Source organism: bacterium (assembly GCA_035308905.1).
Taxonomy (GTDB): Bacteria; Sysuimicrobiota; Sysuimicrobiia; order Sysuimicrobiales; family Segetimicrobiaceae; genus DASSJF01.
On record DATGFS010000048.1, the window covers coordinates 219,098 to 245,785 of the forward strand.

Consider the following 26,688-nt stretch of genomic DNA (forward strand, 5'->3'; position numbering starts at 1 on the left):
GCCGGCGGCGCCGGTTTCTTGGTTGCCGGCGCGTCCTTGGGTGGCGCCGCAGGCCCAGGGTCGGCCGACACTGACTACCGGATGGATCGCCAAGCCGTGAATCACGAGTCGCTCCTCGACCGGCTGCGCCCGCACGTGCCGTGGGGCCTCACGACGCCGCGGGAAGAGCGGGGCCGCTCGATCATCTTCGTGACGGTCGGCGCGCTGCTCGACGTGCTCGGCGCCGCCCGGGACCGCCTCGGCCTCGACATGCTGGTCGATCTCACGGCATGGGACCGCATCCCCGCGTCGCCGCGGTTCGAGGTCGTCTACCTGCTCGGCCGCGCCGGCTCCGCCGACCGGCTGACGGTGAAGGTGCAGGCGGACGGCGACCCGCCGCGCCTGCCGACCGCGACGGGTCTCTACCGCGCGGCCGCTTTCGCCGAGCGCGAGGTCTACGACATGTTCGGCGTCGTCTTCGACGGCCACCCCGATCTGCGGCGCATTCTCATGCCGGACGACTGGGAAGGCCACCCGCTGCGGCGCGACTATTCGCTGTCCGAGGAGCCGGTCGAGTTTCACGGCCACACGCCGAAGGTGCCGAGCGCGATCATTCCTTACTTCCCGCCGGGGAGCGGATCCGGATCGGGAGGCACGACGCCGCCCGGCGGCCCGCAGCCATGAAATCAACGGCGGCCGGCACAGGCACGAACCATGCCGAAGGCGAGGTGCTGACGCTCAACGTCGGGCCGCAGCACCCGGGGACCCACGGCGTCCTCCGCGTGGTCGTCGAGCTCGACGGCGAGATCATCCGGCGCGCGACCCCGGAGATCGGGTATCTCCACACCGGCATCGAGAAACAGATGGAGGCGCGCACCTACCTCCAGAACGTCACGCTCGTCGACCGGATCGAGTACCTCGCCAGCTACAACGAAGAGATGGCGTTCTATCAAGCGGTCGAGCGGCTGCTCGGCGTCGAGCCGCCGCCGCGGGCGCGCGCAATCCGGATTTTGATGTGTGAGTTGAACCGGATCGGCAGCCATCTCATGTTCCTCGCCGCGGGCACGCTGGACGTGAACGTCACCAGTGTGTTTATGTACGCGATGACCGACCGGGAGAAGTACCTCGATCTGTCGGAGATGTTGTCGGGCCAGCGCATGATGCCCGGCTACTTCCGGCCGGGCGGCGTCGCCCAGGATCTGCCGGACGGCTTTGTCGCGGCGGCGCGGACGTTCCTCGACGGTCTGCCCGGACGGCTCGACGAGTACGAGCGGCTTCTCAGCGACAACCTCATCTGGCGGGAACGGCTCGAGGGCGTGGCGCCGCTCGCGCGGGAAGACGCGATCGCGCTCGGCGCCACGGGGCCGGTGCTCCGCGGGTCGGGGATCGCGCACGACTGCCGGAAGCTGCTGCCGTACGGCGGCTACGACGAATACGACTTCGACGTTCCGGTCCGCGCGGAAGGCGACGCGTACGCCCGCTATCTCGTGCGCATGGAGGAGATGCGCCAGAGCCGGCGGATCGCGCTACAGGTGCTCGACCGGCTGCCGGACGGGCCGATCATCGTCGACGACCGCAAGATCGCGCTGCCGCCGCGGGCGGAGCTTGCGCGCAGCATGGAGGCGGTGATCCATCAGTTCAAGCTGGTGAGCGAGGGGATTCATCCGCCGGCCGGGGACAGCTACGTGGCGACCGAATCGCCGCGGGGGGAGAAGGGCTACTTCGTCGTGAGCGACGGCAGCAACAGGCCGGTCCGGGCGCACGTCCGCGCGCCGTCCTTCTACAATTTGCAGACGCTGCCGGCGATGATCGAAGGCCATCCGCTCTCCGATCTCGTCGTCGCGATCGCGAGCATGGACATCGTGCTCGGAGACATCGACCGCTGATGGCCCGGATGCTGACCGCGGAGACCCTCGAGGCGATCGCCCGGGCCCGCGCGCGGTATGCGCGCGCGCAGTCCGCGCTGCTGCCCGCCCTGCACGCCGCGCAGGCACAGGTCGGGTACCTGCCGGAGCCGGCGCTGGCCGACGTCGCCGAGGCGCTCGGCGTGCCGGTCACCGAGGTCGCCGCGGTCGCGACGTTCTACTCGATGTTCCACACCGAGCGGGTCGGTCGGCACGTCGTCCGCGTGTGCACGAACCTCGCGTGCCATCTCAACGGCGCGGATCAGGTGATGGACCGGTTGTGCGACCGGCTGGGGATCCGGGCCGGCCAGACGACGCCGGACGGCGTGGTCTCGCTGGAAATCGCGGAGTGTCTGGCTGCGTGCGAAGAGGCGCCGGTGCTGCTCGCCGACGCCGACCGCGTCGCGCGGGTCACACCCGAGGGGGTGGACGATCTGGTCCGGAGGCTCCGTGCCGATGGCTGAGCTGATCGTGACCCGGCACCTCGGGCCGGAGCGGGCGTCCATCGACGCGTACCTGGCCACCGGCGGGTACCGGGCGGCGGCGCGCGCGCTCAAGGAGCTGACGCCCGACCAGGTGACCGACATGGCGGAGCGGAGCGGCCTGCGGGGCCGCGGCGGCGCGGGCTTCCCGACCGGCCGGAAGTGGAAGCTCACGCCGAAGCGCGAAGGGGAGACGCGGTATCTGGTCGTCAACGCGGACGAGGGCGAGCCCGGCACCTTCAAGGACCGCACGCTGATCGAGGGCGATCCGCACGCGATCCTCGAGGGCAGCCTCATCGCCGCTTACGCGAACGGCGTGCACCACGCCTACGTCTACCTGCGCGGCGAGTTCTTCCTCGGATTTGAGCGATTGAGCCGGGCGCTCGCGGAGGCCTACGGGCGGGGCTACTTCGGGACGAACATTCTCGGCACCGGCTTCGACCTCGAGCTGACGATTCACCGCGGCGCCGGCGCCTACATCTGCGGCGAAGAAACCGCGCTGCTCGAGAGCCTGGAGGGCCGGCGCGCGTTCCCGCGGCAGAAGCCGCCGTACTATCCCGCGGTGCGCGGCCTCTACGACCGGCCGACGGTGCTCAACAACGCCGAGACGATGGCGCACCTCCCGCACGTCATTGCGATGGGGCCGGAGGCGTACAAGGCGGCGGGGCCGCCGATCCTTTACTCCGTATCGGGCCACGTCGTGCGGCCAGGCGTGAAGGAGCTGCCGATCGGGACCTCGCTTCGCGAGATCATCTTCGAGCATTCGGGCGGCCTGCGTCCGGGCCGGACCCTCAAGGCCGTCTATCCCGGCGGCTCCTCGTCGGCCATCCTGCTGCCGGAGCATCTCGACGTCCCGGCGGACTTCGACTCGCTCGCGAAGATCGGGACGATGCTCGGGTCGAGCGCGATCATCGTGATGGACGACACGGCCTGCATCCCGGCGGTGATCGGGCGGGCCGTGGAGTTCTACCGCGATGAATCGTGCGGGAAGTGCACGCCGTGCCGCGAGGGCACCGTGTGGCTCGGCCAGATCTTCGAGCGCATCCTCGACGGCCGCGGCCGGATGGAAGATCTCGACCTCCTCGACGGCATCAGCCGCAACATGACGGGCACGTGCTTCTGCCTGCTCGGCGAGAGCGTGCCGCCGAGTCTGCGCGCGTCCCTCAAGTATTTCCGCGACGAGTACGTGCAGCTGATCGAGGCCGGCGGCCGCGGGGGGGCCGCGGCCTCCCGGCGCGGGGAAAGCGTGCCGGCGTGAGCCCCGAGGACCGCGGCGGTCCCGATGCCGGCGGGCGCGCCGCACCGGCGCCCCGGACCGGCCCCACGACCGGGCAGGGGACCGAGGCGACACGGCGGCCGGTTCCGGCCGCGCCCGCGGCCGGAGGTCCAGCCGCGGATCGGGCGGGCGGCGGGGCGGGGCCGGCCGTGCCGATGGTGCACCTGACGATCGACGGCCGCGCGGTGGCGGTCCCGAAGGGCACGACGGTATGGCATGCCGCGCGGCAGCTCGGCATCGAGATCCCGGTGTTCTGCTACCACGACCACATGCCGCCGATCGGCGCGTGCCGGATGTGCTTCGTCGAGGTAGAAAAGATGCCGAAGCTCGCCACCTCGTGCACCCTCGAGGCAGGCGAGGATATGGTCGTGCGCACGAACACCGAGCGCGTGAAACAGGGACAGCAGGGCATCCTCGAATTTCTCCTGGTCAACCATCCGCTGGACTGCCCGATCTGCGACAAGGGCGGCGAGTGTCCGCTCCAGGACAACACGCTCAAATTCGGGCCCGGCGCGAGCCGCTTCGTCGAGACCAAGCGTACCTACGGCAAGCACGTGCGCATGGGGCCGGCGCTGGTGCTGGACCGCGAGCGCTGCGTGCTGTGCTGGCGGTGCGTCCGCTTCGGCGAGATCATCGCCGGCGACGACGCGTTGAAGGGCTTCGAGCGCGGGTATCACAGCCAGATCGCCACGCCCTTCATGGACCCGGTGGAGAGCAAGTTTATCGGAAACACGATCGCGATCTGTCCGGTCGGCGCGCTGACGAGCGCCACGTACAGGTTCCGGTCGCGTCCGTGGGACAACCGGCACGCCCAGAGCGTGTGCCCGCACTGCGGCTGCGGGTGCGCGACGACGCTCGACGTGCGCGACAACGACGTCACGCGGATGCGGGCGCGCGAGCATCCCGAGGTCAACGACGTCTGGCTGTGCGACAAGGGGTTCTTCGGGTACGAGTTTACCGGCGCCGCCGACCGGCTGCGCACGCCGCTCGTGCGGGACGGTGGAAGGCTGCGTGAGGCCGTCTGGGACGAGGCCCTGGACCGGATCGCGGCGGCGCTGCGCAAGACGCCGCCCGACCAGATCGGCGTCATCGGCGGGGCGTCCGGCACGAACGAAGACGCGTATCTGTTGACCCGCCTGTTCCGCGGCGTGGTCGGCACGAACTCGATCGACTTCCGCGACGATACCGCGTTCCCGCATCCGGCCGCCGAGGCGCCGTGGGGCCTCGGGTTCCCCATCGCCGACGTGGAGCGCGCCGACGTGATCGTTCTGCTCGGGTGCGATCTCACGGAGGAGTATCCGATCGTGTGGCTGCGGGTGAAGAAGGCGGTCGACCGCGGCGCCCGCCTCGTGATCGCCAACCCGTGGACGCCCGAGATCGCCCGGTGGGCACGGCGCGCGTTCACGTACCGCCGCGGGAGCGAGCCCGCGATTGTCGAGGCGCTCAGTGGGGGCGCCGTGGACGGCGCCGCCGCCGGCACGGAGGCGCTGCGCGATGCGGCGGCGCTGTTCGGCGCCGCGGAGCGGCCGCTCGTGCTCGTCGGCCGCACCGCCCTCGAGCAGCCGGAGGGGGTGGCGGTAGTCGCCGCGCTCGGCGCGCTTCGGGAAGCGCGGCCCGCGGTCGCGGTGGGCCTTCTGCGCGGCCGCGGCAACGCCGGGGGGGCGCAGGCGCTCGGACTGCTGCCCGATATGCTGCCGGGCTACCGGCCGCTCGCCGACGCGGCCGCGCGCGGGGCGGTGGAAGCCGTATGGGGCCGGCCGGTGCCGGCCGCGCCGGGACGCACCGTCCGGGAGATGCTGGCCGCGGCCCGCGCCGCCTCCCTGCGGATGCTGTACGCGGCCGGCGCCGATCCGGCCGCTTCATATCCCGACGCGGGCGCGTGGCAGGCCGCGCGGGAGCGGCTCGAGCTGCTCGTCGTTCACGAGACATTTCTCACGCGGACCGCGGCGTCCGCCGACGTGGTGCTCCCTGTGCTCACCTACGCGGAGCGGGCCGGCACCGTCGGCAATCTCGAGGGACGCGTGCAGCGCCAGGACCAGGCGGTGCTCGGCCCGGGAGAGGCGCGCTCCGATTCCGAGATCTGGACCGCGCTGGCCGCCCGGCTGGGCGACCCGTTCGCATTTTCGTCGTGGGAAGACGTCTCGGCTGAGATCGCGCGGCTTGTCCCCGGGTGGTCCGAGGATGCCCGCGTCGCGCCCCCGCCGATCCCGGCGCGCGCGCGGGACGCCGCGGCGCTCGCGGGAGCGCGCGGCGCGGCCCCCTCCGGCGACGGCGGGCCGAACGGCGCGCTGCTCCTGGTGACGGGCACGCGGCTGTTCGACCGCGGCACGGCGGCCCGACGGTGTCCCGGCATTCGGAGCCAGGCGGGCGAGCCATTCGTGGCGCTCGCTCCCGGGGACGCCGCACGGTTGGGGATCGCCGACGGCGGCCTGTGCGAGGTGCGGTCCGCCCAGGGCGCGCTGCGGCTCGCGGCGCGCGTGTGGCCGGGGCTGCATCCCGGGCACGCCTACGTGCCCTGGGGGTACGACGCGGCGCCCGTCGCGACGCTGCTCGACGAGGGCGGGCCGGGGTCGGTCACCGTGCGGGCGCTGCTGCCCGCGGGGCGGTAGGCGCTCGATGGCAACGACGGTGCTGGTCGCCGCGATCAAGAGCGCGGTGGTGCTCGGCGGGGTGCTGACCGCGTTCGCCTACACGACGCTGCTCGAGCGCCGGCTGCTGGCGCGGTTCCAGCTGCGGGTCGGGCCGAACCGGGTCGGGCCGTGGGGGCTCCTGCAGCCGCTCGCCGACGGGATCAAGCTCATCTTTAAGGAAGATTTTCGCCCCGCCGGAGCGGACGCCGTCGTGTATCTGGCCGCGCCGCTGATCTCCGTCGTCGCGGCGCTGTTCGTTTACGCGGTGATCCCGATCGGCCCGCCGGTGCGCCTGTTCGGCCGCGAGGTCACGCTGTACATCGCCGACGTCAACATCGGTATCCTGCTCGTGCTCGCCGCGAGCAGCATCGGGGTCTACGGCGTGATCCTGGGCGGCTGGTCGTCCGACAGCAAGTACTCCTTGATCGGGGGGCTGCGCTCGAGCGCCCAGGTGCTGTCCTACGAGCTGTCGCTCGGCCTCGCGGTGCTCGGGGTGATCATGGCCGCCGGGTCGCTGAGCCTCGTGGACATCGTCGACGCGCAGGGGAGGGGCTGGTTCATCTGGCGCCAGCCGCTCGCGTTCGTGCTGTTTCTGATCGCGGCGTTCGCCGAAACGAACCGCGCGCCGTTCGATCTGCCCGAGTCCGAACAGGAGCTGATCGGCGGATTTCAAACCGAGTACGGCGGCTTCAAGTTCGCGATGTTCTACGTCGGCGAATACGTCGGCGTCATTACGATGGGCGCGCTTGTGACCACGTTGTTTCTCGGCGGGTGGCGAGGGCCGTTCCTGCCGCCGGTGCTGTGGTTTCTGATCAAAGTCTTCCTGGTGGTCTGCTTCTTCATCTGGGTCCGGGCGACGCTGCCGCGGGTCCGCTACGATCATCTGATGGCGCTCGGCTGGAAGATCCTCATCCCGGCGGGGCTGCTCAACGTCGCGGCGACCGCGTGCCTCATCGTGTGGGCCGCGCGGTGACCCGGCGCCTCCGCCAGGCTTGGTCCATGCTCAAGGGGCTCGGCGTCGTCGGCCGCTATCTGTTCCGGGCGCCCGTGACGACGTCGTACCCCGACCGCAAGCCGGGCGTGCAGCCGCGGTTCAAGGGCCGGCACTACCTGACCCTCTTCGCCGACGGCATGGAACGGTGCGTCGGCTGCGAATTGTGCGTCATCGTTTGTCCGAGCCAGTCGATCTTCGTGCGCGCGGCCGAGAACGACCCGCTGGCGCCGCACTCCAAGGGCGAGCGGTACGCGACCGACTTTCAGATCAACATGCTGCGCTGCATTTTCTGCGGCTTCTGCGAGGAGGCGTGCCCGACCGGGGCGATTGTGCTGGGGCATGAGTACGAACTGAGCGGCACGACGCGCGGTGACCTGATCTACACGAAAGACCGCCTGACCGAGCGGCACCCGGGCGAGTCCGGACGCGATCCCGCCCGTGAGGTGTAGGTAGCGTGGACGTGGTCCTGTTCGGGATCACGGCCGTCTGCGCGCTTGCCGGGGGCGCCGGCGTGGTGCTGTCGCGGCGGCCCGTGCACAGCGCGCTCGGCCTGCTGCTCGTGCTGATGAGCCTGGCCGTCGACTACCTGCTGCTCGGCGCGCAGTTCATCGCCGCGGCGCAGGTCATCATTTACGCCGGGGCGATCGTCGTGTTGTTCGTCTTCATCATCATGCTGCTGGGCGAGAGGGGCGAGTACCTCGGGGGCGGCGCCTTCACCGGTCCCGCGGGGGTGCCGCTCGTCGTCGCGCTGTGCGCGCTGCTCGCCGCCGGCCTCATCGACCTCGTGGCGCGTGCGTATCCTCCCGCCGCCTCGCCCGCGTCCTCGTTCGGAACCATCCAGGACGTGGGACGCGCGCTGTTTGGACGGTACCTGCTGCCGTTCGAGGCCGCGTCGCTCGTGCTGCTGGCCGGCATGATCGGCGCGGTGGCGCTGGGGCGCCGCCTGGGGCCGCGAACATGAGCGTTCCCGCGGCGTACTATCTCGGGCTGAGCGCGGTGCTGTTCGCCATGGGCGCCGCGGGCGTGCTGGTGCGCCGCTCCGCGCTCATCGTCTTCATGTCGATCGAGCTGATGCTCAACGCGGTCAACCTCACGTTGGTCACGTTCGCGCGGCTTCACGGCTCCGTCGACGGGCAGGTGCTCGTCTTCTTCGTGCTGGTGGTGGCCGCGGCCGAGGTCGTGGTCGGCCTCGCGATCATCGTGGACGTGTTCCGGTCCCGTGAGACCGTGGACGTCGACGACGCGGACGCGCTCCGCGGATGAATCTCGTGACGGCCGCCGCCGTCTTGATCCCGCTGCTGCCGCTCGCCGGCTGGGCCGTGCTCGGCCTATGGGGCGGCCGGTGGCCGGCCCGCGCGGCGGGGTGGTTTGCTTCCGCCACGGTGGCCGCGTCGTTCGCGGCCGCGGTCGCGCTGTTCCAGGCTCTCGCGGCGCTGCCCGCGGCGTCGCGCAGCGTCGAGGTCGACGTGTACCGGTGGATCACCGCCGGCCCCGTCGTCATCCCGTTTCGCCTGCTCGCGGACCCGCTGTCGGCGGCGATGGCCCGCGTCGTCGCCGGCGTCGGTACCTTGATCCACATCTATTCGATCGGCTACATGGCGGGCGATCCCGGGTTCGCCCGCTACTTCGCGTACATGAACCTGTTCATGGCGGCGATGCTGCTGCTCGTGCTGGCCGGCAACCTCGCGGTCATGTTCATCGGCTGGGAGGGCGTCGGTCTCTGCAGCTACCTGCTGATCGCGTTTTGGTTCGACCGGCCGGCGGCCGCCCGGGCAGGGGTCAAGGCGTTTGTCGTCACGCGCCTGGGGGACGTCGGCTTCCTGCTCGGCATCTTCGCCGCGTTCGGGGTGTTCGGCACGCTGGATTTCACCGCGATCACGCGGGACGCCGCCTCCCGGCTGGCCCTCGGCGGTAGTGGGGCCACCGCGATCGCGCTGCTGCTGTTTCTCGGCGCGGTGGGCAAGTCGGCGCAGCTTCCGCTGTACGTCTGGCTCCCCGACGCGATGGAAGGCCCCACACCCGTCAGCGCGCTCATTCACGCCGCCACGATGGTGACGGCCGGCGTCTACATGATCGTCCGTCTGCACGCCCTCTATCTGCGGGCGCCCTTCGCGCTCGACGTCGTGGCCGTCACCGGCGCCGTCACCGCGATCTTCGCGGCCTCCGTGGCGCTCGTGGAGCCGGACCTGAAGCGCCTGCTGGCGTACTCGACGATCAGTCAGTTGGGGTACATGTTCCTCGCGGTCGGCGTCGCCGCATGGGGCGCCGGCATGTTTCACTTGATGACGCACGCGTTCTTCAAGGCGCTGCTGTTCCTCGCCGCCGGCGCGGTGATGCACGCGCTCGGCGGGGAGACCGACATGCGCAAGATGGGCGGCCTCGGCCGCCGGCTGCCGAAAACGGCCGCGGCCTTCGGCGCGGGCGCGCTCGCGCTCGCCGGGATTCCGCCGCTCGCCGGCTTCTTCAGCAAGGAGCAGATCCTCGGCGACGTGTTCGCGGCGGGGCACGTGTGGCTGTGGGCCGTCGGGCTCATCACGGCCGGCCTGACGGCGTTCTACATCACCCGCGCCTACGTGCTCACGTTCGGGGGCTTTGAGTTCATGGTTGCCGACCGCGGGTCGGCCGGCACCGGCGCTTCGGCGGACGGCCCCGCCCGGTCCGCCGGCGGGGCGCATGCCGCCGGATCCGCGCCGCACGACCCCCCGCCGGTGATGTGGTGGCCGGTCGCGGCGCTGATCTTCCTCACGGTCGTCATGGGGATCATCCTCGAGCATGTCATTCCGCTCGCCGCGTGGCTGCGGCCGGCGCTCGAGGCCGGGGTGCCGCGGGCCGCCGGGTCGGCCGTGCCGGCCGAGCAGCAGGGTGCGATGCACGCGCTGCTTCTGCTCGCGGGCATCGCGGTAGCGGTGGCCGGCATCGTCCTCGGATGGCTTGTCTACGCGCGCGGGGCAATTCGTGGGCGGGCACCGGGACTCGGAACGCTCCTCGCCCATCGTTTCTTCATTGAGGATCTCTACGCCGTCGCCGTGGTGGCGCCGTCGAGAGCGGTCGCGGCCGGGGCCGCGGCGTTCGACCGCGCCGTGCTCGATCGGGCGGTCCTCGGCGTCGCCGGCGGCATCGGGCGCAGCGGCGCGGCGCTCCGCCGCCTCCAAAGCGGGTACCTCCGGCAGTACGCGGCGTTCGTCCTGATCGGCACGCTGCTGATCCTCGCGTATTGGCTGTGGCGGCCGTGAGCGCCTGGGCGCTCAGCGCGCTGATCGCGCTGCCCATCGCGGGCGCCGTCGCCGTGGCCGCCGTTCCGAGGCACCGGCCCGGCGCCGCGCGCGCCGTCGGGTTCGCCGCCGCCGGCCTCGCGTTTCTGCTCGCCGCGTGGGTCTGGACCGCGTTTCGCCCGGGTCAGTCCGGGCTGCAGTTCGAAGAGCGCGCCGCGTGGGTGCCCGCGGCCGGCATCGGCTACCATCTCGGCGTCGACGGCCTCTCGGTCAGCCTGACGGCGCTGGTCGCGCTGCTGGTGCCGCTGGCGATCGTGGTCTCGGCCGACCAGGTCAAGGAGCGCGGCCAAGGATTCGTGCTGACGCTGCTGCTGCTCGAGGCGGGCCTCCTGGGGACGTTTCTGGCGCAGGATCTCGTCCTGTTCTACGTGTTTTGGGAAGCGATGCTCATTCCGATGTACTTCCTGATCGCGTTGTGGGGCGGGCCGGCGAGGCGCGGCGCCGCGATCAAGTTTCTCCTGTACACGCTGTCCGGCAGCGTGCTGATGCTGCTGGCGATCATCGCCGTTTATCTGCAGGGCGGGCGGGTCCTCGGCGCGCCGACGTTCGATCTGCCGGCGCTGCTCGCCCGGCCGCTCGGCGTGTCCCCGGCGTTCGAGGCGCTGCTCTTCGGCGCGTTCGCGGTGGCGTTCGCGATCAAGATGCCTGTCTGGCCGCTGCACACCTGGCTGCCCGATGCCTACGCCGAGGCCCCCCCGGTGGTGACGGTGCTGCTCGCCGGGCTGATGGCCAAAGCCGGCGCGTACGGCCTGCTGCGGTTTTGTCTGCCGCTGTTTCCCGACGCCGTGCGCGTGTGGGGGCCGCTGCTCGCGTCGCTCGGAGTGGCCGGGATTTTGTACGGCGGCGCGGTGGCGTGGGCGCAGGACGACCTGCGGCGGCTGCTCGCGTACGGGAGCCTCAGCCACATGGGCTTCATTCTGCTCGGCATCTTCGCGCTTAACGTTGAGTCCGTCCAGGGCAGCGTCCTCCAGATGATCAACCACGGCGTCAGCACGGGGGCGTTGTTCGTGCTCGCGGGGATGCTGATCGGCCGGACCGGCCACGCGCGCACGGACGCATACGGCGGGCTCGCGGCGGCGACCCCGGCGCTCGCGGCGGTGACGCTGATCGTCGTCGCGTCCTCGCTCGCGCTGCCGGGCACCAACGGGTTCGTGGGCGAGTTTCTGATCCTGCTCGGCGCGTTCCAGACGCACCCGGTCCACGCGGTACTGGCCACGCTCGGGATCGTACTCGCCGCGGCGTATCTGTTGGCCTTCGTCGGCCGGATCTTCCACGGGCCGCTGCGCGCCGATCTTCGGGGCCTGCCGGATCTCCGCCCGCGGGAATACGCGGTGCTGGCGCCGCTCATCGCGATTATCTTCTGGGTAGGGTTCGTGCCCGGTCCGCTGCTCGACCGCAGCGAGGCGACGGTGAGGGCGCTGCTCAAGCCGCCCGCCACGTCCACGCCGATTCCGGCGATGGCGTCGAGACCGCCCCGGGGCCCGGTGGTCCGGCCGTGACCTGGAACGACCTCGCCGCGGCGGCGCCGGAGGCGGTCCTCGTCCTGACCGCGTGCGCCGTGCTGCTCCAAGATGCCTGGGCGACCGGCGGCGCGCTCGAAGCCGAGCGCCGCGGCGCGGTCACCACGTGGCTCACGGTGGCGGGGGTGTGTGTCGCCGCGATCGCCGCCGCCCCGGTCCCGCCGGCCGAGATCGCGGCCTTCGGCGGCATGTACGTCCGCGACGGTATCACGCGCCTCGCCGATCTCATCACGCTCGGAACCGCCGGCGTCGGCGTCCTGCTCGCCGACGGATACGTCCGCCGCATGCGGCTGCCGGCCGGCGAGTTCTGCGCGCTGCTCCTCCTCAGCGCCGTGGGCGCGATGCTGATGGCCGCGAGCCGTAATCTCATCGTGCTGTTTCTCGGTCTCGAGGTCCTCAGTCTGCCGCTCTACGTCCTGGCGGCGATCGCCCGGCGCAGCGCACGCTCGCAGGAGGCCGGCCTGAAATACCTCCTGCTCGGCGCGTTTGCGACCGCGTTTTTCGTGTACGGCGTGGCGCTGGTGTACGGCGCGGCGGGCACGCTCGACCTGCGGGCCCTCGGCGCGGTGCCGGCGTCGCCGCTGCTCGGCGGCGGGCTCGCGCTGCTCACGATTGGACTCGGCTTCGAGGCCGCGCTGGTGCCGTTTCACAACTGGGCGCCGGACGTGTACGAGGGTGCGCCGCTCCCCGCCGTGGCCTTCATGTCGGTCGCGGCCAAGGTCGGCGCGTTCACCGGGCTGATCCGGGTCTTTCCGCAGGGACTCGCGCACTTGGCGCCCGTCTGGGGGCCGATGCTCCAGACGCTCGCGATCGCGACGATGGTGCTTGGGAATCTCGCCGCGCTGCCGCAGACGAACGTGAAGCGCCTGCTGGCCTACTCGAGCGTCGCGCACGCCGGCTATCTGCTGATCGGTGTGGCGGCCGGCGGGCCGGCCGGCGCCGGCGCGGTGCTCTTCTACCTCGCGGTGTACGGAGCGATGAACTTGGGGGCGTTCGGCGTGCTCGTGCTGCTGGAGCGCCGCGGGGCGGAGGCCGACCGCCTCGACGACCTCGCCGGCCTCGCGGGCCGGGCGCCGTGGGCGGCGTGGACGCTCGTCGTCTGTCTCGTCTCGTTGGCCGGGCTCCCGCCGGCCGGCGGCTTCATCGGGAAACTGTATCTGTTCCGGGCGGCGCTCGCGGCCGGCCAAACCGGCCTCGCGGTCGTGGGCGTCCTCACGAGCGTGGTGTCGGTGTTCTATTATATGCGCGTCGCCTACACCGTGTTCTCCGGCGAGGCGCCGGCGGACGTGACGGTGCGGCGGAGCGCGATGGCCGGGGCGGCGCTGGCCGCGGCCGCCTCCGGCGTACTGATCTACGGGATCGTTCCCGCGCGGCTGACCGCCGCCGTCCAGCAGGCTGCCGCGCTGCTCAAGTAGAACTTACCGGGTACGCTATGCCCACCGTGTTGCGCGCCGTGGCTCTGATCCTCTTAATTGTTCTTGCCGGCGCAATCTTCCTCAGCAAGCTTCATCGTATCTATCGGCTCATTCGGCTGGGACGCGGGCCCGTGCCGCTCGCGCCGCTGTCCGCGCGGCTGCGGGACTTGGCGGTGCAGGTGCTCTTGCACCGGAGGGTGCTGCGGCGGCCGCTGTTCGGGCTGCTGCACCTGTTCATCTTCTGGGGGTTTCTCGTGCTGCTGACCACGATCGTCCAGGCCGCCGGCGAGGTCATTCAGCCGGGCTGGACGCTGCCGTGGATCGGGGCGTCGCCGCTTCTCGCCGTGGTGCAGGACGTCTTCATCGCCTTGGTGCTGGCCGGCGTCGGGATGGCGGTGTGGTCCAGGGTGGTGCTCCGGACCAAGCGTCTCGAAGGGCAGGATCGCCGCGGCGCCTATCTCATCCTGATCCTGATCGCCGGCATCATGGTCACCCTGCTGGTCTCGCGCGGCGCCCAAGTCGTGCTCGAGCGGCCGGCGTGGGGGCCGAGTGCCTGGCTGTCGAGCCTTGTCGCGCGGCTCTTCGCCGGGGCGACGGCGGCGTCCGTGCGGGCCGTCTACGAGACCGCGCTGTGGGGGCACCTGCTCATCGTGCTGTACTTCCTGACGTTGATCCCCGACGGAAAGCACCTGCACCTGGTGAGCCTCGTCCCAAACATCATGCTGCGCAAGGAGCGCCATCGAGGCGCCCTCGAGCCGATCGACATCGAGCACGCCGAGGTGGTCGGCGTTTCATCGCCGGAGCATCTGACCTGGAAGGATCTCCTGGACACCTTTGCCTGCATGGAGTGCGGCCGCTGCACCGAGGTATGCCCGGCCAACAGCACCGGCAAGGAGCTCGACCCCCGGCGGCTCCACACCGATCTGCGCAAGATGCTCGCCCGGACCGGCGACGCCGCCCCCGCGCTGGTCGGCGGAGTGTTTTCCGACGATTTTCTCTGGCAGTGCCTGACCTGCGGGGCGTGCGTGGAAGAGTGTCCGGCAACGAACGACCACATCGACAAAATCGTGGGCATGCGCCGGCACCTGATGATGGAGCAGGCGCGCGTGCCCAAGACGATTGAAGAGGCCAATCGGAGCCTCGACGTGCGGGGCACGCCGTTTCGCGGCGCCGGGATCACCCGCACGGCGTGGGCGGACGGCCTGGACGTTCCGATCGTGAGCGACGGTCAATCCCCGGAGTGGCTGCTGTGGGTCGGCTGCGCCTCCGCGTTCAACGAGCGAAATCACGCGCCGCTCCGAGCCCTCGTGGACCTGCTGCGGCGGGGAGGCGTGGAGTTCGCGATCCTCGGGGATGCCGAGCAGTGCACGGGAGACCCGGCGCGGCGGATGGGCAACGAGTACCTGTTTCAGACCCTCGCCCAGAAGAACATCGACACGCTGCGCCGCCACGGCGTCTCTAAGATCCTCACGGTCTGCCCGCACTGCTACAACACCCTGAAAAACGAATATCCGCAATTCGGCGGGTCGTTTGACGTGCAGCACTCCACGCAGATGCTGGCGCGGCTGGTGGCCGAGGGGCGCCTGACGCCGGGCGCTTCGGTGGAGGGCACGATTACATACCACGATCCGTGCTACCTCGGCCGGCACAACAGCGAGTACGAAGCGCCGCGGCAGGTGCTGGGGGCGCTGCCCGGGGCGCGCCTCGTGGAAATGGAGCAGTGCCGCGAGCGGGGCTTCTGCTGCGGAGCCGGCGGCGGTCTCTACTGGGTGGACGAGCGCGTGGGGCGGCGCGTCAACCACGTGCGGGGCGACCACATCACCGAGACCGGCGCGGACGTCGTGGCGACGGCGTGTCCCTTCTGCATGATGATGCTGGAGGAGAGCAAGGCGGCCAAGGAAGCCGCGTGGCGTCCGATGGACGTCGCGGAGCTCGTGCGGAAAAGCGTCGCCGACTGACGGACGACGGCCCTTCCGGCCTGCGTTTCGCAGGCCATAGGAAGGGCCGCCATGGCTACCGTGCTACTGCATACCGGTTTCGTGGTCTTGCAGGACACCCCAGGAGATCAAGTCGCTGTCCGTAGTAGAGGCGTTGATGTTCGGGGCGACGTCTTGGCCGCTGCCACCGTGCGCGAAAACGGGGGCCGCCATCAACACCAGAAACACCGCGAGCACCAGCAAGCCCAGTGCCTTGCGAATCGTATTCATAGCGGTTCCTCCTCCTTTCACGAGATATTCATTTTGCCCGGCGGATGGGTTGAATCAAACGTGTCGTGGGGGGAGGAACGGCGTGGACCGAGGAAGCGGGCGGCCCTCCCGGGGGTGGGGGGCTGTGCGGAAGGGCCGCCGCGCCTCGGATTGCATCAACCGAACCTAGCCTCGAAGTTCGCTGCCGAACCCGGCGGGAGCCTCGCCCCGAAGTTCGCTGCCGAACCCGGCCGGAGCCTCGCCCCGGACCTCGCTGCCGTAGCCGATCGAAGTCTCGCCCCGAACCTCGGTGCCGAACCCGGCCGGAGCCTCAGCCAGGTTGATCTCGTGACCGTCGATGACCGGCGACAATGCCACGTTGTTGTCGTGCTCGACGTACGGCGCGTTCGCCTGACTGAGGTCGTGCTCGACGAACACCGGAGAGCCCGACGCCGCCAGCACGATCGCCACCACGGAGAACCCGATCGCCTTCCGGATCGTTTCCATTGTCCTGCCTCCTCCCGATTTGGGCGGTTCGTTTTTGTTGACGGGGCCATCGTACTCGTCTCGGACCGGCACGGCGATGAACCCGCGCACCGCGCGGGCGTGAAACGCATCACACGATCGCCGGAGACGCGTCCGGCAGCGCAGGATCGCTCCGGGGAAGGTCGAACAGGCGCCACGGATGACGCCGCGAGAGTTACTGGTCCGCAGCCCGCTGTTCGCCCAGCTCTCAACGGCGGAGCTGGAGAAGGTCGCCGCGCTCCTGCGGCGCCGCCGCTACCGTCCCGGTGAGCCGGTCTTCCGCGAGGGGGATCCGGGCACCGCGCTCTACGTCGTGGAGACCGGCGAGGTGAAGATTGTCCTCGGCGGCGCGGAGGGCAAAGAGGTCGTGTTGTCGCTGCTCGGGCCGGGCGAGTTCTTCGGGGATCTCGCGCTCCTCGATGGGGAGCCGCGATCAGCCGATGCGGTCGCGACCGGGCCCACCCAAGCGCTCGTTCTGCCGCGCGAGGATTTTCTCCGGCTTCTCCGCGAGTCGCCGTCGGTGGCGGTGAACGTTCTCGCCGCCTTGAGCCGGCGGCTGCGGCGCACGGATCGTCTGGTGCACGACGCCGCGTTTTCGGACGTGCGGACGCGGGTGACTCGTCTTCTTGTCGAACTCGCCGAGACGCGGGGCAAACCCGTCCCCGGCGGCGTGGTGATCGGGCCGCGCCTCACCCAGGGCGACCTCGCCAGCATGGTCGGCGCCACCCGCGAGAGCATCAACAAGTGCCTGCGATATTATGTCGCGCAAGGCCTCGTCCGTCTCGAGCGCGGGCGCCTGGTGCTGACGAACATCGAACGGCTGCGCGCGCAGATCCTCTAGGCCTCGACCTACTGCGCCGCCGATGCCGGGCGGCGGGTGCCCGCCAACGCAAGCGCGCGCAGTCTCGCCGTGACGCGCCTCACCGCCGGCCCCTTCTTGGGCTTGACCACGGCAGCCTGTGACGCCAGTCGCTCCCGAGCCGCGGTCTTTATCGCCTCCGCGCGAACGTCCTCCACGATCTTTTGCACGCTGTAGTAGTCCGTCATCTCCGCCCTCCTCACGCACCGTTGAGTCAATCATTACCACGAGCCGGCCGGGCGCGCTGTGAGCCGGTTCATAGCCGCGCGTCCGTGTTCGCCGTACGCTTGGGCCGTGATTCGACAGCCGGGAGGCGATGGCGATGTGGCCGGAACTGTTTGGCGCGGGGTGTGGACTCGGGCTATTCGTGGCGGCGACGGTAATGGCCGCGCTCGGAGGGTTTGTCTGGTTTGCGATGCGAAGCGCCCGGCCGCTGGGGCCGGATCCCGTGGCTGATCTGTGGGCGCGGTACGAGCACGGTGATTTGACATCCTGGGAGGCGGCCCGGCTCTTCCGGATCGTCGAGGGTCAACAGGCGGCCGCCCAACGGGCGGAGCGGGGGAACTCCCTCATCGCCGGGCGGGCGGAAGCCGAGGGTGCCCGGCGGGGGCTCAGTCCGTCATGGGCCACGGAGCCGGTCGAGCCCGGGTTCGCCGGCTACAGGGTGCGGGCGAGATAGTCCGCGGTCCGAATCGCGAGCGCCACGATTGTCAGGGTCGGGTTGACGGCCGCGGGCCCGACGAAGATGCTGGCGCCGACGACGAACAGGTTCGGACAGCCGTGCACCGCGCCGAACGAATCGACGGCGCCGTCGCCGGCGTCGCGGCCCATCCGGCACGTACCCATGTGGTGCCCGCCGGAGTAGACCGTTTCGATCCCGCGGAGCTGCGCGTCGACGGCGCCGGTCGCCTTGGCAAACCGGTCGAACAGTCCCTGCCCGTAGGCGTACGTCGCTGTGTCGAACTGACTCAGGTTGTAATGGACATGCGCGTACGGATCCCCGAACCGGTCCCGCGCGGAGGATAACGTCACGGTCCGCCCCGGTTCGGGCGCGGTCTCGCTGTGCAGCGTCACGTTCCGCAGCATCGTCAGCGGCGCGAACCGTTCGAGCACCTCGGCGCCGCTTCGGGCGCCGGCCGCGGCGTCCTCCGACCACGGCACGATGTTCGCGGAGAACTCGACCTTTACGGCGCCGTGCCGGCCGCGCGTCGGAGGTCTCAGGAACTGGTGGCTCTGGCCCGTCCATCGGCCGAGCCGGCCCGGCATCATTCGCTCGGCGTAGCGCAGGCTGCCGCTCCAAAGATGGTGGAAGGTCAGACGCCGTCCCACCACATCCGTAAGCGGGACACCGTCCGGGTGGCGGTCGCGGTCCGACAGCAGCAGCAGGCGGGCGTTCTCGATCGCGCCGCCGGCAAGTACGATGGCGGGCGCCCGGAACTCCCGATCGGCGGCGGCCCCATTCGGGCGGTAGACGAGCGACGCCGCGCGCCCGCCGGTGGGGCCCGCGACGATCCGCCTCACGGACGTCTCGCGGTGGATCACGCAGCGGCCGGTGGCGACGGCGCAGGCCAGATGGTAATTCGGGGAGTAGCGGACCCCGATCGGACAGACGTCGCAAGCGCCGAAATTCTGGCAGCCGGGCCGGTCGCCGTAGGCGGCGCGCGTCGCGGCCTGCGGCGTCGTGTGCAGCACGATCCCGGCCGCGCGAAGCCGCGCGGCGAGAATCCGGTCCTCGTAGCCTAACTCGAACGGCGGCAGCGGGAACGGCCGCGAGCGCCGCGGCGCGAACGGGTTGTCCGCGTCGGTGCCCGACACGCCGAGCAGCGCCTCCGCCCGGCCGTAGTACGGCTCCAGATCATCGTATCCGATCGGCCAGTCGTCGCCGAACCCGTAAAGCGTTTTGGTCCGGAAGTCTTCCGGCATCATGCGAAGCGTAATCCCGGCCCAGTGCGTCGCCGTTCCACCGATCACCATGTGACGCTCATGGTCGACGTCGCCGCCGTACGTGCCGGACACCGTCAGACCTTGAAGATCGGACGGCAACCGGTAGGCGGGGTTGTCATAGCGGTGGAAGAAGCGGTCCTCGAACTGCGGCACGTGCGGGTACGGATAGGCCGGGCCGCGCTCGAAGATCTCGACCCGATGTCCACGGGCGGTGAGGAGATAGGCGATCGCGGCGCCGGCGATGCCGGACCCGACAATCGCGACCGCGGGCCGATCAGCGCGGGGCACGGCGGTAGCGGTCGAGTCCGCGCGGTGTCCCCGGCCATCCCTCGTACCCTGTCAGGATCCACGCGTCCGTGACGGCGAACAGCGCGAGCGCCTCGTCGAGGATGAATCGGTCATACGCGGCCCAGGCTCGTCCGCCGGCCGCCATCCAGGCGGCGTCGAGCACCGACCGGGGGGCGCGGGCGCGCGAGGCGGGCCGGAGAACGCGCGCCTGGGCGGCCGTTCCGCAGCCTGCGAAGGCGCAACCGGCCGTGCGCCGCGCGTCGCGATCGATCCGCGCCGCGAAGCGCTCGTACAGCGTGCGGTACCCCGGCAGATGCTCCGCGCGCCACCTGAAATACTCGGCGTAGTGCGCCGGGTCGATGGGCCGGCCGATGACTGTACGCGCGGCGGCCACGAGGGTCGCGAGCGTCGCGTCCGCCACCGGTCCGGGTGCGGTCGCCGTAAGGGCCGGCGACCAGGCCGGACCGCCCGGCTCATTGAGCCACCGCCAGACGCCGAGCGCGGCGGCGGCGCACGCCGCCGCCGCGGCGCCGAGCAGCGTCCGGCGCGAGAGCCGGCGTCTTGGGGGCATCAGGCCAGGGTAGGCCTCCGGTCGGCCCACGGCTGCCTCGCTTCGAACGCCGCGGCCGCGCGCAGGACCGCCGCATCCGCAAACCGCGGGCCCACTATCTGCAGACCGACGGGCAGGCCCGCCGCGGTCCAGCCGGCCGGCACGGTGATCGCGGGGTATCCGGTCATGTTGATCGGGAACGTGAACGCGAGCCAGCCGAGCGCGCCGACCGCCTTGTCTCCGATCTCCTCGTACATATGCCGCCCGAGCGGCAGCGGCGGCGCGGCGAGCGTGGGCGTGAGCAGGAGGTCGTACGTTTTGAAGAATTCGCGGAACGCGTCGTTCAGCGTGCGCCGGACGTTGGCGGCCTGGATGAAGTCGACGGCGCTCGGGCGCTGGCCCATCTCGATGTAGCGGACGAGGCCGGGGTCCATCTTCGCCCGCCACTCCGCGAGATAGGGGATGAGACGCGCGGCGACCGACGCCGGAAAGAGCGCGTTGAACGCGTCCGACGGATCCGTGAAACGGGGCGAACCCTCATCGACGCGGGCCCCGGACTCCTCGAGCCGGCGGGCTGCCGCCTCGGCGAGGCGGCGCACCTCCGGATCGACGGGCGCGTAGCCCCAGTCCGGCGTCCAGGCGGCGCGCACGTTCGTGAGGTCCCCCTCGGCCGCGCGGGCCCAGTCTGTGCCGTCATCCGGCAGCGACGCCAGGTCGCGTGGATCCGGCCCCGCGATCACGGACATCGCGAGCGCCGCGTCCCGCACGGTGCGGGTCATCGGTCCCGCGTGCGAGAGCGTCTCCAGTCCTCCGAAGACGGGCGCCATCGGCACGCGTCCGAGCGTCGGTTTGAAGCCGACGATCCCGCAGCAGCTCGACGGGATCCGGATCGACCCGCCGGCGTCCGTGCCGATCGTGAGCGGGCCCATGCCCGCCGCGACGGCGGCGGCGCCGCCGCCCGTGGATCCGCCCGGCGTGTGATCGAGACTCCAGGGGTTGCGGGTCGCGCCGAAGACCGGATTGTCGGTCGTCGCACGGTAGCCAAACTCGGGCGAGTTCGTCATGCCGACGATCACCGCCCCCGCCGCGCGAAGCCGTTCGACCGCGGGCGCGTCCTCGGGCGAGACGAACCGTTCGAAGATCCGCGACCCCCACGTGGTCCGCACGCCTTTGACCATGATGAGATCTTTGATCGTGACGGGCACGCCCGCGAGCGGGCCGGCCGCCTCGCCGCGCGCGAGGCGCGTCTCGATATCGCGCGCCGTCGCGCGGGCCAGGTCCTCCGTCACGGTCACCAGCGCGTTGATCGACGGGTTCACCGTGGCGATCCGGTCGAGGACCGCCTCGACCGCCTCCGTGGGCGAGACGCGTTTGGCGCGGATGGCGGCGGCGAGCTCCGCCGCCGGCAGGAAACACAGCTCGGTCGCGTTCACGGGCGCACCTCGCGTTGAGTGGGCGGCACGGGCACCATCGTGTTCGGCTCCGCCGCGTTCGACTCCGCGGGGCGGGAGCCCGTCCGGCGCCGGCCGATCCATAGAAACCAAATACCCCATCCGAGCAAGACCACCGCGGCGATCTGGCCGAGCGTCAAGAATAACGGGGTGCGGTCTTCGGGGCGCAGGAGGTCGAGCAGAAATCGCAGCACGGACGAGGCAATGATCGCGGACCACCAGACCGCGCCGTCGAACGGCCGCCTGCGCGCCGCCGCCAGGACGCCGGCGAGGATCGCGAGCGTTCCGGCGATCTCGTAGAGCGGCAGCGGATGCCGGGGGCCGCCGGGAAGGCCCGACACGGCGACGCCCCACGGCAGCGACGTCGGCGCTCCGAACAATTCGCCGTTCATGAAGTTGCCCCACCGCACCAACACGATCGCGACGAGCACCGCCGGCGCCATCGCGTCGAGCAGCCGCCACACCGGCACCCGGTGCCGGGGACACCACCAGGCGAGAAAGACGAGTCCCGCCGCGATCGAGCCGTGCGAGGCGAGGCCGGCGTAGGGCGGCAGGACGGCCGCGAGCGGGCGGCCGGCGAACTCCGAGAGGTGTGAGATGACGTATCCGGCCCGCGCCCCGACGACGAGGACGGCGAGGAACGGCACGGCGATCGCATCGACGACGGCCCGGTCGATGCCGAAGCGCACGGCGAAACGCGCGGTGATCGGAATCGAGAGAAGCAGGGCGAGGCCCATCATGACGCCGTACCACCGCACGGTCAGCGGGCCGACTTCGAAGAGCACCGGGTGCATCGCCGACAGTATAGCATCGGCATGCGGTTGGGCGCGGCCCAGTTGGGCGCGCGCCAATTGACACCCCGGGTGGTGTATGCTAACGTAGGCACCAACTGAATAGCAACTCTTATCCAGAGTGGTCGAGGGACGGGCCCGATGACACCCGGCAGCCTACCAGGTTTTCCCGCCTGGTGTGGTGCTAAATCCCGCGGAAGAACCAATTCCGGTAGATAAGAGGGAGAGATCCCCCTCGGAGTTGGGAGGGGGATTTTTGTTGCGTCCGGATGCGGACGCGGCACCAGATGGGAGGGGAGAGATGGGAGCAACGGAGCTGGTGTGTCGCGAGTGTGGCCGGCGGTACGCGCTCGATCCGATCTTCGTATGCGATGCCTGTTTCGGCCCGCTTGAAGTGCAGTACGATCACGACGGGCTGAACGGTGAGGCGCTGCGGACGCGGATACTCTCCGGTCCGGCGTCGATCTGGCGGTACCAGGATTTTCTTCCGGTCCAACGCGTACCGGCTTGGGACCTCGCTCCCGGCTACCACCCGCTCGTTCGGGCCGAACGGCTCGGCCGGGCCCTCGGGCTCCGCAACCTGTACCTCAAGAACGATACCCGCAACCCCACGTGGTCGTTCAAGGACCGCGTCGTGGCGTGCGCGCTGGCCGCGGTGCACACGTTCAAGTTTGACGTGGTGTCGTGCGCGAGCACCGGCAATCTGGCCAACGCCGTCGCCGCGCACGCGGCGAAGGCCGGCCTCCGGGCGGTCGTCTTCATCCCGACGGGCCTCGAGCGGGCGAAGGTCATCGCCACGTCGGCCTACCGCCCGATGATCGTCGAGGTGGACGGCACGTACGACGACGTCAACCGGCTCTGCCTCGAGATCGGAGAAGAGCACCGCTGGGCGATCGCCAACGTCAATCTGCGGCCGTACTATTCCGAGGGCGCCAAGACGCTCGCGTTCGAGGTCGCGGAGCAGCTCGGCTGGCGCGCGCCGGACCGCGTCGTGGTCCCGGTCGGGTCGGGCAACATGTTCGTGAAGATCCAGAAGGGCTTCGAGGAGTTCCAGCGGCTCGGGGTGATCCCGCCGCACACGGTCCGGATGACCGCGGCGCAGGCGGAGGGATGCGGCCCCATCGCGACCGCCTACCACGCGCAGACCGAGACCGTGGTCCCGGTGATCCCCAACACCGTTGCCAAGTCGCTGGCGATCGGCAACCCGGCCGACGGGCCGTACGTGCTCGACATCGCGCGCCGGACGGGCGGGGCCGTCGAGGCCGTCTCGGACGAGGAGACGGTCGAGGCGATCCGCCTGCTCGCCGAGACCGAAGGAATCTTTACGGAGCCGGCCGGCGGCGTCACGGTCGGTGTGCTGCGCAAGCTGGCGGTCGCCGGCGCGATCGATCCGGACGAGACGGTGGTCGCCTACATCACCGGGATCGGGCTGAAGGCGCTCGAGGCGGTGGAGTCGCGGCTCGAAGCGCCCGTGCGGATCAAGCCGACGCTGGCCTCGTTCGAAGAGCGGGTGCTGCAGGCGGCGTCCGCGTAGATCGGGATTGGAGGAGAGAGTTCTCATGGCGGTACGTGTACGGATTCCCACGCCGCTGCGCCAATTGACGAACGGCGAGCGGTTGGTCGAGGTCGGCGGGGCCGACCTCGCGCAGGCGATCGACGAGCTGGACCGGCGATTTCCCGGCCTTCGCGCGCGGATCGTCGACGAGCAGGGTGAAGTGTTGCGGTTCGTCAACATCTTCGTCAACGAGCGCGACATCCGGTTCCTCGGCGGGCTCCGGACGCCGCTCGCCGACGGCGCGGAGGTGTCGATCGTCCCCGCAATGGCCGGCGGTTAGAGCGCGGCCCGGCAGGAGGCCGCGAAGCGGGCGGAGGTCCTGCGCAAGACAGGGTCCGAGGAGCCCGGCACCCCGCGCCGAAGGCAGACCCGTGACGGCGAAGTCCCACCACGAGCGGACGCGCGGCCGCGAAGCACCCTCGGACGTCCGCCGCCGGATCGAGGCGCTGCGCGAGCAGATCCGCCACCACATCCATCAATACTTTGTGCTCGACGCCCCGGAGATCTCGGACGAGGCGTACGACGCGCTCGTCCAGGAACTGCGCGATCTCGAGGCCGCCCACCCGGACCTCGTCACGCCCGATTCACCGACGCAGCGGGTCGGCGCGCCGCCGTCCGCGGCGTTCCAGACCGTTACGCACCCGTACCCCATGCTCAGCCTCGCCAACGCGTTCGGCGAGGACGAGCTGCGGGCGTGGCATCGCCGCGTCGTGGCCGCGCTCGGCGGGCCCGAGACGCGGATCGCGTTCGTCTGCGAGCTGAAGATGGACGGCGCGGCCGTCTCGCTGGTGTACGAGCGCGGCGTGTTCGCGCGCGGCGCCACACGGGGCGACGGCGTGCGCGGCGAGGACGTCACGCCGAACCTCCGGACGGTCGCGCCGCTCCCGCTGCGCCTGCGCGGGGGCGAGACAGGGGCGCCGGAGTTCGCCGAGTTTCGCGGCGAGGTCTACCTTCAGACGCGGGAACTGGAGCGGGTCAACGAGGAGCGGGCCCGCGCCGGCCAGCCGCTGTTCGCCAATGCCCGCAACGCCGCGGCGGGCTCGCTGCGGCAGCTCGATCCCGCGATCACGGCGTCGCGTCCGCTCGGCCTGTTCATCTACCAGGTCGGCGCCGTGCCGGGCGTCCGCTTCCGCACGCACGTCGAAGCCCTGCGGTGGGCCGAGAAGCTCGGCCTGCCGGTCAACCCGCACGTGCGCCGGCACGAGACGCTCGACGACGTGCTGCGGTACGTCGAGGAATGGCAGACGAAGCGGGCGGCGCTGCCGTACGGCACTGACGGGGTGGTCGTCAAAGTGGATTCGCTCGATCAGCAGGCCGAGTTGGGGGCGACCAGTCAGGCGCCGCGCTGGGCGATCGCGTACAAGTTCCCGGCCGAAGAAGCCGAGACGCGGGTGGCCGACATCTTCGTCAGCGTCGGCCGGACGGGCGCGTTGACGCCGGTCGCGGACCTGGATCCCGTGCGGGTGTCGGGCGTGATCGTGCGCCGGGCAGGCCTGCACAACGAAGACGAGATGCGGCGCAAAGACGTGCGCATCGGCGACCGCGTGATCGTGCGGCGGGCCGGCGAGGTCATTCCCGAGATCGTCCGGGTGCTGACGGAGAAGCGCACGGGCGAGGAGCGGCCGTTTGAGATGCCGGCGACGTGTCCGATCTGCGGCTCGCCGGTTGAACGGCGACCGGGTGAAGCGGTCGCGCGCTGCAGCGGCGGCGCGATCTGTCCGGCGCAGATTCTGAACCGTCTGATCCACTTTGCCTCGCGGGGCGGCGTGAACATCGACGGCGTGGGCCCCCGATTCTTACAAGGGCTGCTCGACCGCGGGCTGATCGAGGATCCCGCGGACCTCTACCGCCTGACGAGGGAGCAGATCCTCACCCTCGAGCGCATGGCGGACAAATCGGCGGAGAACGTGATCGCGGCGATCGACCGGAGCCGGCGGCCGGCGCTCGGCCGCCTGATCTACGCCCTCGGGATCCGGCACGCCGGCGAGCACGTCGCGGAACTGCTGGCGGCGCGCTTTCGGACGCTCGAAGCGCTGGCGGCCGCGTCCGCGGAGGAGATCGCGGCCGTGCCGGGAATCGGGCCGACGATCGCCGAGAGCGTCGCGGCATTCTTCGCCAAGGACGAGTCCCAGGCGCTCGTACGCAAGCTGCGGCAGGTCGGCGTCGAGCCGGCGCCGCCCGCGGCCGCCGTGGCGGGGCCGCTCGCCGGGAAGAGCGTCGTCTTTACCGGGACGCTCGCCGCGATGTCGCGCCGGGACGCCGCCGCCCGCGTCGCCGCGCTCGGCGGAGCCGTGATCGAGAGCGTGACCAAGAACACCGACTACCTGGTGGCGGGGGAGGAGCCGGGCAGCAAGCTCGCGCGCGCGAAGAAGGCCGGTGTGCGGGTGCTGGACGAGGCGGAGTTCCTGCGGCTTCTGGACGAGGGATCCTCGTGAGCCCTCGCCCGCACCGGCGCGGCGGCCGCCGCGCCGGCCGCCGCCGGGACCGGCCGGTTTTGATGTGGATCGCCGTCATCGCCGCGCTGGTCGCGACCGCGGTCGTCGCCGGCCGGTCGCTCCGGGTGATCCAGCCGGGACACGGCCCTGCGACGGGCCCCGCCCGCACCGAGGTCCAGGTGTTCTTCGTGCGCACCGAGGCGGGTGGCCGTTCACAGACTCTGGCCGCTGTCCACCGGCGCGTCGTTGTCGGACCGCGGGAGGCGCTTGCGGCCGAGGCGCTGCGGGCGCTGCTCGACGGGCCCTCCCGCGCGGAGCGCGCGCGCGGTCTCACGACCGAAATCCCGCCGGGCACCACTCTGCGCGCCCTTACCCTCGCCGGCGGTGGTGCGACCGTCGATCTCGGCGTGGCCTTCGCGCAGGGCGGCGGGTCGAGCAGCATGCTCGCGCGCGTCTGGCAGGTCGTCTATACCGCGACCCAGTTCCCGGGCATCACGTCCGCGCAGCTGCTAATCGGCGGCCGCCGGGTGGACACGCTCGGCGGCGAAGGGCTGCTTATCGGCGCGCCGATGCTCCGCCCCGCCGCGATGCCGACGTTCTGACAGGAGGCGCGAATGCGCCGGAGGTCCCCC

At 70.9% G+C, this 26,688-nt stretch carries 26 protein-coding genes and 1 riboswitch; of the genes, 19 read left to right on the forward strand and 7 right to left on the reverse strand.

Going from position 1 to position 26,688, the window contains the following annotated elements; translation table 11 throughout:
* Positions 1 to 96: 96 nt before the first annotated feature.
* From VKT83_15150 to VKT83_15210, 13 genes are read left to right on the forward strand one after another with little or no spacing between them, the layout of a single operon-like run.
* Positions 97 to 663, forward strand: coding sequence for an NADH-quinone oxidoreductase subunit C (locus tag VKT83_15150; GenBank protein ID HLY23800.1), 567 nt, complete (start codon positions 97 to 99; stop codon positions 661 to 663).
* Entirely contained in the window at positions 660 to 1,865 is a 1,206-nt protein-coding gene (locus VKT83_15155) for an NADH-quinone oxidoreductase subunit D (protein HLY23801.1), read from the forward strand. Before VKT83_15150 ends, VKT83_15155 begins: the two co-directional genes overlap by 4 nt.
* On the forward strand, positions 1,865 to 2,347 hold the full coding sequence (gene nuoE, locus VKT83_15160; protein HLY23802.1) for an NADH-quinone oxidoreductase subunit NuoE: 483 nt from the start codon (positions 1,865 to 1,867) through the stop codon (positions 2,345 to 2,347). The genes VKT83_15155 and nuoE overlap by 1 nt, the downstream gene beginning before the upstream one ends.
* On the forward strand, positions 2,340 to 3,623 hold the full coding sequence (gene nuoF / locus VKT83_15165) for an NADH-quinone oxidoreductase subunit NuoF (protein ID HLY23803.1): 1,284 nt from the start codon (positions 2,340 to 2,342) through the stop codon (positions 3,621 to 3,623). Before nuoE ends, nuoF begins: the two co-directional genes overlap by 8 nt.
* On the forward strand, positions 3,620 to 6,250 hold the full coding sequence (gene nuoG, locus VKT83_15170; protein HLY23804.1) for an NADH-quinone oxidoreductase subunit NuoG: 2,631 nt from the start codon (positions 3,620 to 3,622) through the stop codon (positions 6,248 to 6,250). Before nuoF ends, nuoG begins: the two co-directional genes overlap by 4 nt.
* Before the next feature lie 7 nt (positions 6,251 to 6,257).
* Positions 6,258 to 7,244, forward strand: coding sequence for an NADH-quinone oxidoreductase subunit NuoH (nuoH, locus tag VKT83_15175; GenBank protein HLY23805.1), 987 nt, complete (start codon positions 6,258 to 6,260; stop codon positions 7,242 to 7,244).
* Positions 7,241 to 7,714 carry an NADH-quinone oxidoreductase subunit NuoI gene (gene nuoI / locus VKT83_15180; protein HLY23806.1) on the forward strand — a complete coding sequence of 158 codons (474 nt, stop codon included), beginning with the start codon at positions 7,241 to 7,243 and terminating at the stop codon, positions 7,712 to 7,714. Before nuoH ends, nuoI begins: the two co-directional genes overlap by 4 nt.
* 5 nt (positions 7,715 to 7,719) lie before the next feature.
* A complete protein-coding gene (locus VKT83_15185) occupies positions 7,720 to 8,226 on the forward strand; it encodes an NADH-quinone oxidoreductase subunit J (GenBank protein HLY23807.1) in 507 nt (168 codons plus the stop codon).
* Positions 8,223 to 8,528 (forward strand): NADH-quinone oxidoreductase subunit NuoK, encoded by a 306-nt coding sequence (gene nuoK / locus VKT83_15190; GenBank protein ID HLY23808.1) that lies wholly within the window; start codon positions 8,223 to 8,225, stop codon positions 8,526 to 8,528. Before VKT83_15185 ends, nuoK begins: the two co-directional genes overlap by 4 nt.
* On the forward strand, positions 8,525 to 10,498 hold the full coding sequence (gene nuoL / locus VKT83_15195) for an NADH-quinone oxidoreductase subunit L (GenBank protein ID HLY23809.1): 1,974 nt from the start codon (positions 8,525 to 8,527) through the stop codon (positions 10,496 to 10,498). Before nuoK ends, nuoL begins: the two co-directional genes overlap by 4 nt.
* The gene (locus tag VKT83_15200; GenBank protein HLY23810.1) at positions 10,495 to 12,036 is read left to right on the forward strand and encodes an NADH-quinone oxidoreductase subunit M; all 1,542 of its coding nucleotides are present in this window, start codon (positions 10,495 to 10,497) and stop codon (positions 12,034 to 12,036) included. The genes nuoL and VKT83_15200 overlap by 4 nt, the downstream gene beginning before the upstream one ends.
* Complete coding sequence (locus tag VKT83_15205) at positions 12,033 to 13,472, forward strand: NADH-quinone oxidoreductase subunit N (protein ID HLY23811.1); 1,440 nt, start codon at positions 12,033 to 12,035, stop codon at positions 13,470 to 13,472. The genes VKT83_15200 and VKT83_15205 overlap by 4 nt, the downstream gene beginning before the upstream one ends.
* A gap of 17 nt (positions 13,473 to 13,489) precedes the next feature.
* Entirely contained in the window at positions 13,490 to 15,430 is a 1,941-nt protein-coding gene (locus tag VKT83_15210; GenBank protein ID HLY23812.1) for a heterodisulfide reductase-related iron-sulfur binding cluster, read from the forward strand.
* 63 nt (positions 15,431 to 15,493) lie between these two features.
* On the opposite strand, the gene VKT83_15215 is transcribed toward VKT83_15210, so the two are convergent.
* A complete protein-coding gene (locus VKT83_15215; protein HLY23813.1) occupies positions 15,494 to 15,679 on the reverse strand; it encodes a hypothetical protein in 186 nt (61 codons plus the stop codon).
* A gap of 165 nt (positions 15,680 to 15,844) precedes the next feature.
* On the reverse strand, positions 15,845 to 16,165 hold the full coding sequence (locus tag VKT83_15220) for a hypothetical protein (GenBank protein ID HLY23814.1): 321 nt from the start codon (positions 16,163 to 16,165) through the stop codon (positions 15,845 to 15,847).
* Between the two features lie 178 nt (positions 16,166 to 16,343).
* Between VKT83_15220 and VKT83_15225 the strand changes: the two genes are divergently transcribed.
* Positions 16,344 to 17,024 carry a Crp/Fnr family transcriptional regulator gene (locus VKT83_15225; protein ID HLY23815.1) on the forward strand — a complete coding sequence of 227 codons (681 nt, stop codon included), beginning with the start codon at positions 16,344 to 16,346 and terminating at the stop codon, positions 17,022 to 17,024.
* Between the two features lie 8 nt (positions 17,025 to 17,032).
* Here VKT83_15225 and VKT83_15230 read toward each other — a convergent pair whose 3' ends face one another.
* Positions 17,033 to 17,230 (reverse strand): hypothetical protein, encoded by a 198-nt coding sequence (locus tag VKT83_15230; protein HLY23816.1) that lies wholly within the window; start codon positions 17,228 to 17,230, stop codon positions 17,033 to 17,035.
* Between the two features lie 134 nt (positions 17,231 to 17,364).
* Here VKT83_15230 and VKT83_15235 point away from each other — a divergent pair, with 134 nt between their 5' ends.
* Entirely contained in the window at positions 17,365 to 17,721 is a 357-nt protein-coding gene (locus tag VKT83_15235; GenBank protein HLY23817.1) for a hypothetical protein, read from the forward strand.
* Here the strand turns inward: VKT83_15235 and VKT83_15240 are convergent.
* The 4 genes from VKT83_15240 to VKT83_15255 are packed head-to-tail and all read right to left on the reverse strand — an operon-like array spanning position 17,700 to position 22,069.
* On the reverse strand, positions 17,700 to 19,274 hold the full coding sequence (locus VKT83_15240; GenBank protein HLY23818.1) for a GMC family oxidoreductase: 1,575 nt from the start codon (positions 19,272 to 19,274) through the stop codon (positions 17,700 to 17,702). The genes VKT83_15235 and VKT83_15240 overlap by 22 nt on opposite strands.
* Complete coding sequence (locus VKT83_15245) at positions 19,261 to 19,845, reverse strand: twin-arginine translocation signal domain-containing protein (protein HLY23819.1); 585 nt, start codon at positions 19,843 to 19,845, stop codon at positions 19,261 to 19,263. Before VKT83_15245 ends, VKT83_15240 begins: the two co-directional genes overlap by 14 nt.
* Positions 19,845 to 21,257 (reverse strand): amidase, encoded by a 1,413-nt coding sequence (locus tag VKT83_15250; protein HLY23820.1) that lies wholly within the window; start codon positions 21,255 to 21,257, stop codon positions 19,845 to 19,847. Before VKT83_15250 ends, VKT83_15245 begins: the two co-directional genes overlap by 1 nt.
* A complete protein-coding gene (locus tag VKT83_15255; protein HLY23821.1) occupies positions 21,254 to 22,069 on the reverse strand; it encodes a prolipoprotein diacylglyceryl transferase in 816 nt (271 codons plus the stop codon). The genes VKT83_15250 and VKT83_15255 overlap by 4 nt, the downstream gene beginning before the upstream one ends.
* A gap of 106 nt (positions 22,070 to 22,175) precedes the next feature.
* Positions 22,176 to 22,288: riboswitch (SAM riboswitch) on the forward strand.
* A 79-nt stretch (positions 22,289 to 22,367) separates the two neighbouring features.
* On the opposite strand from VKT83_15255, the gene thrC reads away from it, so the two are divergent.
* The 4 genes from thrC (at position 22,368) to VKT83_15275 (ending at position 26,658) form a co-directional block, all read left to right on the forward strand.
* Positions 22,368 to 23,600: a threonine synthase gene (gene thrC / locus VKT83_15260; protein ID HLY23822.1), complete on the forward strand. Its 1,233-nt coding sequence runs from the start codon at positions 22,368 to 22,370 to the stop codon at positions 23,598 to 23,600.
* A 25-nt stretch (positions 23,601 to 23,625) separates the two neighbouring features.
* Positions 23,626 to 23,901 carry a MoaD family protein gene (locus tag VKT83_15265; GenBank protein HLY23823.1) on the forward strand — a complete coding sequence of 92 codons (276 nt, stop codon included), beginning with the start codon at positions 23,626 to 23,628 and terminating at the stop codon, positions 23,899 to 23,901.
* A gap of 91 nt (positions 23,902 to 23,992) precedes the next feature.
* On the forward strand, positions 23,993 to 26,056 hold the full coding sequence (gene ligA, locus VKT83_15270) for an NAD-dependent DNA ligase LigA (GenBank protein HLY23824.1): 2,064 nt from the start codon (positions 23,993 to 23,995) through the stop codon (positions 26,054 to 26,056).
* The gene (locus VKT83_15275; protein HLY23825.1) at positions 26,053 to 26,658 is read left to right on the forward strand and encodes a GerMN domain-containing protein; all 606 of its coding nucleotides are present in this window, start codon (positions 26,053 to 26,055) and stop codon (positions 26,656 to 26,658) included. The genes ligA and VKT83_15275 overlap by 4 nt, the downstream gene beginning before the upstream one ends.
* The last annotated feature ends 30 nt before the right edge of the window (positions 26,659 to 26,688 follow it).